The organism is Candidatus Aquicultor sp. (assembly GCF_054640775.1).
Genome location: NZ_JBTSLF010000134.1, coordinates 1 through 7,094, shown reverse-complemented (window position 1 = coordinate 7,094; position 7,094 = coordinate 1). Strand labels below are relative to the sequence as shown.

Here is a 7,094-nt window from a genome sequence, read left to right as displayed (position 1 = left end):
CTGCTCAAGATTGGAGCTTCCGCACTTGGTGCATGTGGTCGGCTCTTTCTCCTCGACGACTATCTCATCGCAGTCCTTGCAATACCAGGCGGGAATCTGATGTCCCCACCAGAGCTGCCGCGAGACGCACCAGTCGCGAATATTGTACATCCAGTCAAAGTAGGTCTTCGCCCACTGTGCGGGGACGAAGCTTATCTTGCCTTCCTCGACCGCTTTGATAGCGGGCTCGGCGAGCGGCTTCATGCTCATAAACCACTGTGTCGAAAGATACGGCTCGATGACCGTATCGCAGCGGTAGCAATGGCCGACCGAGTGAGTCATCGGCTCGATCTTAACCAAAAGACCCTTTTCCATCAGGTCCTTAACGATCGCATCCCGGCACTCAAAACGCGTCATGCCCTCGTACGGACCGGCGTTTTTGTTCATCATGCCCTCAGGCGTAAACACGCTGATGCGCTCGAGGTGATGGCGCTCGCCTATCTCAAAATCGTGTGGGTCGTGCGCCGGCGTCACCTTAAGCGCTCCGGTGCCGAACTCGGGATTAACGTAATCGTCGGCGATAACCGGCACCTCGCGCCCTATGACCGGGACGATCACCGTCTGCCCTACGAAGTCCTTGTAACGGGCATCCTCGGGATGAACGGCGACCGCCGTATCGCCGAGAATCGTTTCCGGCCTGGTCGTAGCGACCGTAATATAATCATATGAGTCCTTGACCATGTATTTTACGTAGTAGAAATTGCCTTCTTCTTCGGCGTACTCGACCTCGATATCGGCAAGCGCCGTCAGGCAGCGAGGACACCAGTTGACGATATAGTTTCCACGATAAATCAGGCCTTCATGATACAGCTGGACGAACTCACGCCGTACCGCAGCGGAATAGCCCTCATCCATCGTGAACCGCTCGCGCGACCAGTCACAGGAGGCGCCAAGGCGCTTGAGCTGGTTGATGATGCGACTGCCGTATTGTTCCTTCCACTCCCAGGTACGGCGCACAAACTCCTCGCGACCGACATCCTGGCGGGTAAGCCCTTCCGATGCAAGCTGCCGCTCGACAACGTTTTGCGTTGCGATACCGGCATGATCCGTTCCCGGAAGCCACAGCGCCGCCTCACCCATCATCCTATGCTTGCGGATGACGATATCCTGCAGCGTATCGTTTAACGCATGCCCCATATGCAGCGAACCGGTTACATTCGGGGGCGGGATGACTATCGTGTACGGCTTCTTGCCGGGCTCGATCTTAGCCTGAAAATACCCTTTATCCAGCCAATACTGGTACCATTTAGCCTCGACTTCATGGGGGTTATACACTTTTGGCAGGGTTTCTTGAACCATATATCTCCCCTTCTCAATAAGGATCTTGGGAATTGCGAATGTCGAATTACGAATTAAAACCATCCTTCTTATAATGCTTAAACTACGCCCAGAGGCTGGTTAGTTACAATCACGCCTACTGCACCCTGCTTAAACCCACGCTCTAGACTATCACTCATTCGTAATTCGCAATTCGACATTCTCCTGGATACTAAGGAATTATAATACCACAGGGCAGGCCGGCGTGTAAGGAACGCTGATAGCGGTTTTACTCTACAAGCCTTCTCGTGAGGGCTTCGCCGATTGCGGCGAGGCTTTCTGTGGTTAAAAACTCGTGGGCCTTCGAAGAGAATAGCAGCTTTGCGCCCGGCCCGATTTCATCGTCCCCTTCGGAAAGGAGCACCAGGCACTCCACCCTCGGAAAGACCTGAAAAATAACGGCGAAATCCGATGCAAAAAATCCGGCGGCGCTTTGCCCGTCATATTTCTCAAACAATTCGTGCTTGCGACTTATGATACTTGACGCGCTTCGCTCGAGCACCGACTCGACATTTGCCCTGAACGCACCGTCATACGGCATCGAGTTTGGGATATCACGAAAGTCGATCCAGTCATCACCCGGATCGAGACTTCCAAAGGACAGCAGATAATCTACCAGCAGGATTTGGTCCTTGGTTGGATCGTGATCATCGCAGTTCGTAGCCCTACATTCTTCTTTACTGACGATATAGTCTTTACCTAGAAAGCGAAGTTTCAGCGCCTCGCTTTCGACGTCGAACTCAGCCCCGGTTCTGCTACCTACAATCGCATAGTTAAACCGCGCAAGCTTTTCTATCATCTGGTTTAGAACTAAATCATAGTTATCCATGCGGTATCGCCCAACCCAAAGCTAATTCTAATATACATAAAAGCTAGACTTGGAAAACATGCCTATTAAATATTACTTGAACAAACTCCAAAATGCCAAGAAATCAAAGTTGCCTAGAGGCACGTTGCTCGCAAACTACACATTCTCATGCAAACAAAAAGTTCCGTTTGCAATAATCCTTCAGATATCGCATTAGCTCTAGTTTTTAAAGCTGAAGGAGGGCCTAGAGCCCTCCTTCAGCTTCCATATCGACTTCTATGCGTTACCGTTACCACCTTGCGCAATTCGGACCGTTTACGTCAAAGCTAAACGATCCGCCATCTTGCGGCGCAAATCTAACGAGGATTCGCGTAACCTCGCCGGGGTTCATATGGACCGTATCTTTCCAACCGCGTTCGTTGGCCGTCACTGTTGCCTCGCCATTAAGATACGGGGCGAGATCTGGTATATCTGGACGACCCTGCATTAAGCCCTCTTGCATGGCCATCGTCCAGACCTCGGAACCGAATTTTGTCTCGTTCATCGTATTGTATTCTCCAAGAAACGCTTCTGTATCGTTGATCTTCTGGCGGTTGAGAACCTGGAACTGGACTAAATGCATATGGATGGGGTGCACGTCTTCCGTCGTGTTGATTACTTCCCAGACCTCCGTAGCACCGACTGTGGGTGTTTCCATGGCATCGGGATTCATAAAGCGGCTTAGATTGACAAACGCAGCATTTGGCTCGTCATTTACCATGGCCTCATTTAACGTCATGGTTCTTGTGGTCTGCGGTGTTAGCACGGGGATCTGATTAAGCGTAGGTGGCAGGCTTGTATTGGCCGGCATGGCTGTCCTGCTTTGATCCGGATTCTTGGTCGATGGCCCGACTTTAAACATCATAACTTGCCCGGTATTTATATCGGCAAGCTCCTGCCCCTCTTTTATAACGCCAACCCCTTTAAACGGTGCCGGTGCGTTGTTTACTAGAATAAGGTTTTTCCCTTTAAACTGCGAGAAGTCTATCACGATATCGTGACGCTCACCCGGGCCCGTAGTGAGCCTATCGGCGGTCTCTACGGGCTTTTCGAGTAGACCGCCATCAGTACCTATCTGCACAATTTCTGGTCCATCCGGATTATCTTCCAGATCTGAAAGCTCTTCTGTCGCCTCACCGGGTTCTTGCACGACTAATTTCATCGAGTAAAAACGTGAATCCGAACCGTTTAAGAAGCGGAAGCGGTATTTTCTTGGCTCTACGTCCATATACGGCCAGGCTTTTCCGTTTACCATGATGGTATTACCAAAGAACTCCGGCTCCCAGAATTCACGGCCGCCTGAGCCTTCTGCCGAGCGGAAGAACTCGCCATTTGGATAAAACGAGCGGTCCTGAACTACAATCGGAACCTCGTATTCTGCGCTTGGAAGCTTAAGTGCCGCCTCGGCGGGCTCTCTTAGCAGATAAAAACCTGCAAGACCCATGTGAACGTTTAGGCGAGTTATCCCAAGTCCATGATCGTGGTACCAAAGCGTGGCACCTTTCTGGAGGTTGGGATAAGTGTAATCGTATCCAGGGTTACCGCCAGGTAGAAACGTGTCTTCAGGGTATCCATCGCTTTCTGGCCCCACCTCCCCACCGTGGAGGTGCACTACGGTTTTAACCGCCTTTGTTTCTGCCCCATGAATGGATGTGTCAACTGTAAGCGGGTGCTCTGTAAGATATGGGTAACTATCATAGACTGAGCTAGCAGCATCAATACCGTCGAAACTTCTAAGATCATTGGTCCACCTAACCTTGACCGGCCTGCCTCTCTTGGCCTCAAATGTAGCGGCAGGATAATTCCAGAATCCTATAGTTTTACCCGGGTTTCCCGGATCGACGACATTGCCGCCGTAACCCCAAACCGTCGTCAGCAAAGGATTACCACCTGCATCGGTTCCTATGCCGAGGTCTTGCTTAAATTGCTTCATTGATACCTCGTAGTAATCATAGCCAGGGTATTTCGTTTTATCTGGAGCATATACCGGTGGTATGACAAGTTTATTCTGAAACTTCGGGATTGTGTTCGGATCAAGACTCTGGCTGGGCTATAGCAGTAACACTGAGCAAAATAGCTACCAGCACTACTAGAGCGGCAAGCACTCCTAATTTAACCACCTTATTAATTTTCATCTAATCTCCGCGCGATCTAAAAGATATATTCTGGTAAATTCAATAAATACCAGACTCTTATAAACGCCACCCCTCCCTTTTTAAGTTTTAAGTTAATCGGTGAATATATTTCCAAAGCTTATCTAGTTAAACATGCGCTGTAATCTCCCACCCTAAAACAGAAAACCCTCGCTATTACTAGCAGGGGTTCCTAGAGAATCGAGCAAGTGCGGTCCAGCTTAGCTGGGTGCGCCAAATAAAAAAGGCAGCTTTTGCAAGCTGCCTTTTATCGTTTCTTTTTATTCGTTCCTTATGTTATGCCGAAACTTCCGTTTCGTTATGAGGGGTGGTTGTCTCTTCCGTTCCCTCGGTCAACAGTGTCGGCTCAATGCTCTCCTCGATGACCTCTTTGGTTATCACGCACTTCTTAATGTTAGTGCGGGATGGCAGGTCGTACATGACATCGAGCAAAGCGTGCTCGAGGATGGCCCGCAAGCCTCTCGCTCCCGTTCCGCGGCCGAGCGCCTTGTGGGCTACCGCGTCGAGTGCGTCTTCCGTGAAGACCAGCTCTACGCCATCATACTCGAAGAACTTCTTGTACTGCTTGACAAGCGCATTCTTTGGCTCGACAAGTATTCGTACGAGATCCTCCTCACGCAGGTTGTTAACGGTCGCTATAACCGGCAACCTTCCGACAAACTCAGGTATCAGACCGAATTTGAGGAGATCCTCAGGAAGAACTTGGCTCATGATTACGCCGAGTTCTTGCTCGTCCTTGCTTTTGATCTCAGCACCAAAGCCGAGGCCTTTCTTGCCGCTGCGGCCCTGAATTATCTTCTCAAGACCTGCGAACGCACCACCAACGATAAACAAGATGTTCGTGGTATCGATCTGGATGAACTCCTGATGCGGGTGTTTCCTTCCACCTTGCGGCGGAACGCTCGCCTCAGTGCCTTCCAGTATCTTCAGGAGTGCCTGCTGCACACCTTCACCGGAGACATCTCGCGTGATCGACGGGTTCTCACTCTTGCGGGCGATCTTGTCGATCTCATCGATGTAGATGATTCCTGTTTCAGCCCTCTTTACATCGTAATCAGCAGACTGGATCAGTTTCAGCAAGATGTTCTCGACATCTTCGCCGACATATCCAGCTTCTGTTAGTGCCGTTGCATCGGCTATAGCAAAGGGCACGTTAAGAATCTTGGCTAAGGTCTGTGCCAGCAGGGTCTTACCACAGCCGGTTGGACCAAGCAGCAGGATGTTGCTCTTCTGCAGCTCAACATCATCGTCCCCCTGTGGGCCGACCTGAATCCTCTTGTAATGATTATAAACGGCCACTGAAAGAATTCTCTTAGCAATATCCTGACCTATTACATAATCATTAAGGACTGAATAAATTTCCTTCGGCTTTGGGAGGTCTTCTAGTTTGAATTCAACCTCTTCTGTTAACTCTTCTTCAATTATTTCGTTACACAGATCAATACACTCATCGCAGATATAAACGCCCGGGCCCGCGATTAATTTCTTAACCTGGCGCTGGCTTTTACCGCAAAATGAGCACTTGAGCTGCTCGTTTTCGCCGAACTTGGCCATTGCTACCTCCCTTACTTCTTGCGTTGTGTGATGACTTCATCGACTAAACCGTAATCTTTGGCCTCAGCTGCCGTCATGATGTAGTCTCTATCTGTGTCGGCATGAATCTTATCCACCGTTTGACCGGTATGCAGGGCCAGGATCTCATCCAATACCCTTCTCGTCCGCAAGATCTCTCTCGCTTGGATATCGATATCGATTGCTTGGCCTTGTGCACCACCGTGCGGCTGGTGAATCAATACTCGTGAATTTGGAAGGGCGAACCTCTTCCCTGCCGCGCCGGACGCCAGTAATAGCGCCGCAGCACTCGCAGCCTGCCCGATACATATAGTCGATACGTCAGGCTTTATAAATTGCATTGTATCATACATTGCAAGTGCCGCGGTAACGACTCCACCGGGGCTATTGACGTAGATATTGATGTCTTTTTCAGGATCTTCCGACTCCAGATGCAGGAGCTGGGCGATCACAAGATTCGCCACGTTATCATCTATGGGTGTCCCCAAAAAAATGATCCTGTCTATTAAAAGTCTTGAGTAGATATCGTAAGCCCTCTCACCTCTTGCCGTCTGCTCGACGACCATCGGTATTAATTGGTTGCGGATAATCTCACCCATTATTCAGTCCCCTTATCGCTTTTATTTTCTTTCTTCTCTGCTTTTTTTTCCGGTTTGCCGGCCTCTTCGGCCTCATTTGTTTCACTGGATTCGCTGGCCTTGCCGGTTTCAGCAGTTTCTTCAGCTTCTTCTGTTGCTTCTTTTTCCCTAACTACTGAATGCTCAACCAACCAGTCGATCGTCTTGCTGATCAAAATCCTCTTTTTAAGCGCGCCGATGCTACCTTTCATCTCAAAAATGTGTTTTACTTCTTCGACGTCGCGCCCGGTTGCTTCTGCCGCCTTCTTTATCTCATTATCGACTTCTTCAGGCGTAACTTCAATATTTTCTGCCCCCGCGATGGCCTCAACGACCATGCGACTCTTCACCCTGTGACGTGCTCTATCGTGCCAATCGCCACGGAGAGCTTCCTTCGTCATGCCCGTTAATTCAAGGTACTGGTCGAGGTCTAAACCCTGCCTCTTAACGTCACCGGCAAAGTCTTCGAGCATGTCGTCGATCTCCTGCTCGATCATAACGTCATGAACTTCTGCCTGAGAAAGATCGGTGACCGCGTCAACGATTTCG

The 7,094-nt window shown here is 50.0% G+C and carries 5 protein-coding genes and 1 pseudogene; all 6 read right to left on the bottom strand.

Features of this window, described 5'->3' with window-relative positions:
- A partial coding sequence (locus ACYC56_RS10690; protein WP_461374165.1) for a valine--tRNA ligase occupies nucleotides 1–1,338 on the bottom strand: 1,338 nt, incomplete at its 3' end.
- 247 nt (nucleotides 1,339–1,585) lie between these two features.
- Complete coding sequence (locus ACYC56_RS10685; RefSeq protein WP_461374164.1) at nucleotides 1,586–2,185, bottom strand: DUF3786 domain-containing protein; 600 nt, start codon at nucleotides 2,183–2,185, stop codon at nucleotides 1,586–1,588.
- Nucleotides 2,186–2,453: 268 nt separating this feature from the next.
- Nucleotides 2,454–4,136 carry a multicopper oxidase family protein gene (locus ACYC56_RS10680; RefSeq protein ID WP_461374163.1) on the bottom strand — a complete coding sequence of 561 codons (1,683 nt, stop codon included), beginning with the start codon at nucleotides 4,134–4,136 and terminating at the stop codon, nucleotides 2,454–2,456.
- Between the two features lie 496 nt (nucleotides 4,137–4,632).
- Nucleotides 4,633–5,910: an ATP-dependent Clp protease ATP-binding subunit ClpX gene (gene clpX / locus ACYC56_RS10675; RefSeq protein WP_461374162.1), complete on the bottom strand. Its 1,278-nt coding sequence runs from the start codon at nucleotides 5,908–5,910 to the stop codon at nucleotides 4,633–4,635.
- Nucleotides 5,911–5,921: 11 nt separating this feature from the next.
- On the bottom strand, nucleotides 5,922–6,527 hold the full coding sequence (gene clpP / locus ACYC56_RS10670; RefSeq protein WP_461374161.1) for an ATP-dependent Clp endopeptidase proteolytic subunit ClpP: 606 nt from the start codon (nucleotides 6,525–6,527) through the stop codon (nucleotides 5,922–5,924).
- A pseudogene (locus ACYC56_RS10665) lies at nucleotides 6,527–7,094 on the bottom strand (hypothetical protein); the annotation flags it as partial. The pseudogene ACYC56_RS10665 and the gene clpP, both read right to left, overlap by 1 nt.

Excerpts from the sequence above, each read along its gene's own strand:
- clpP (WP_461374161.1), bottom strand. The coding sequence starts at position 6,527 with ATGGGTGAGATTATCCGCAACCAATTAATACCGATGGTCGTCGAGCAG.
- ACYC56_RS10685 (WP_461374164.1), bottom strand. The coding sequence starts at position 2,185 with ATGGATAACTATGATTTAGTTCTAAACCAGATGATAGAAAAGCTTGCG.
- ACYC56_RS10680 (WP_461374163.1), bottom strand. The coding sequence starts at position 4,136 with ATGAAGCAATTTAAGCAAGACCTCGGCATAGGAACCGATGCAGGTGGT.
- clpX (WP_461374162.1), bottom strand. The coding sequence starts at position 5,910 with ATGGCCAAGTTCGGCGAAAACGAGCAGCTCAAGTGCTCATTTTGCGGT.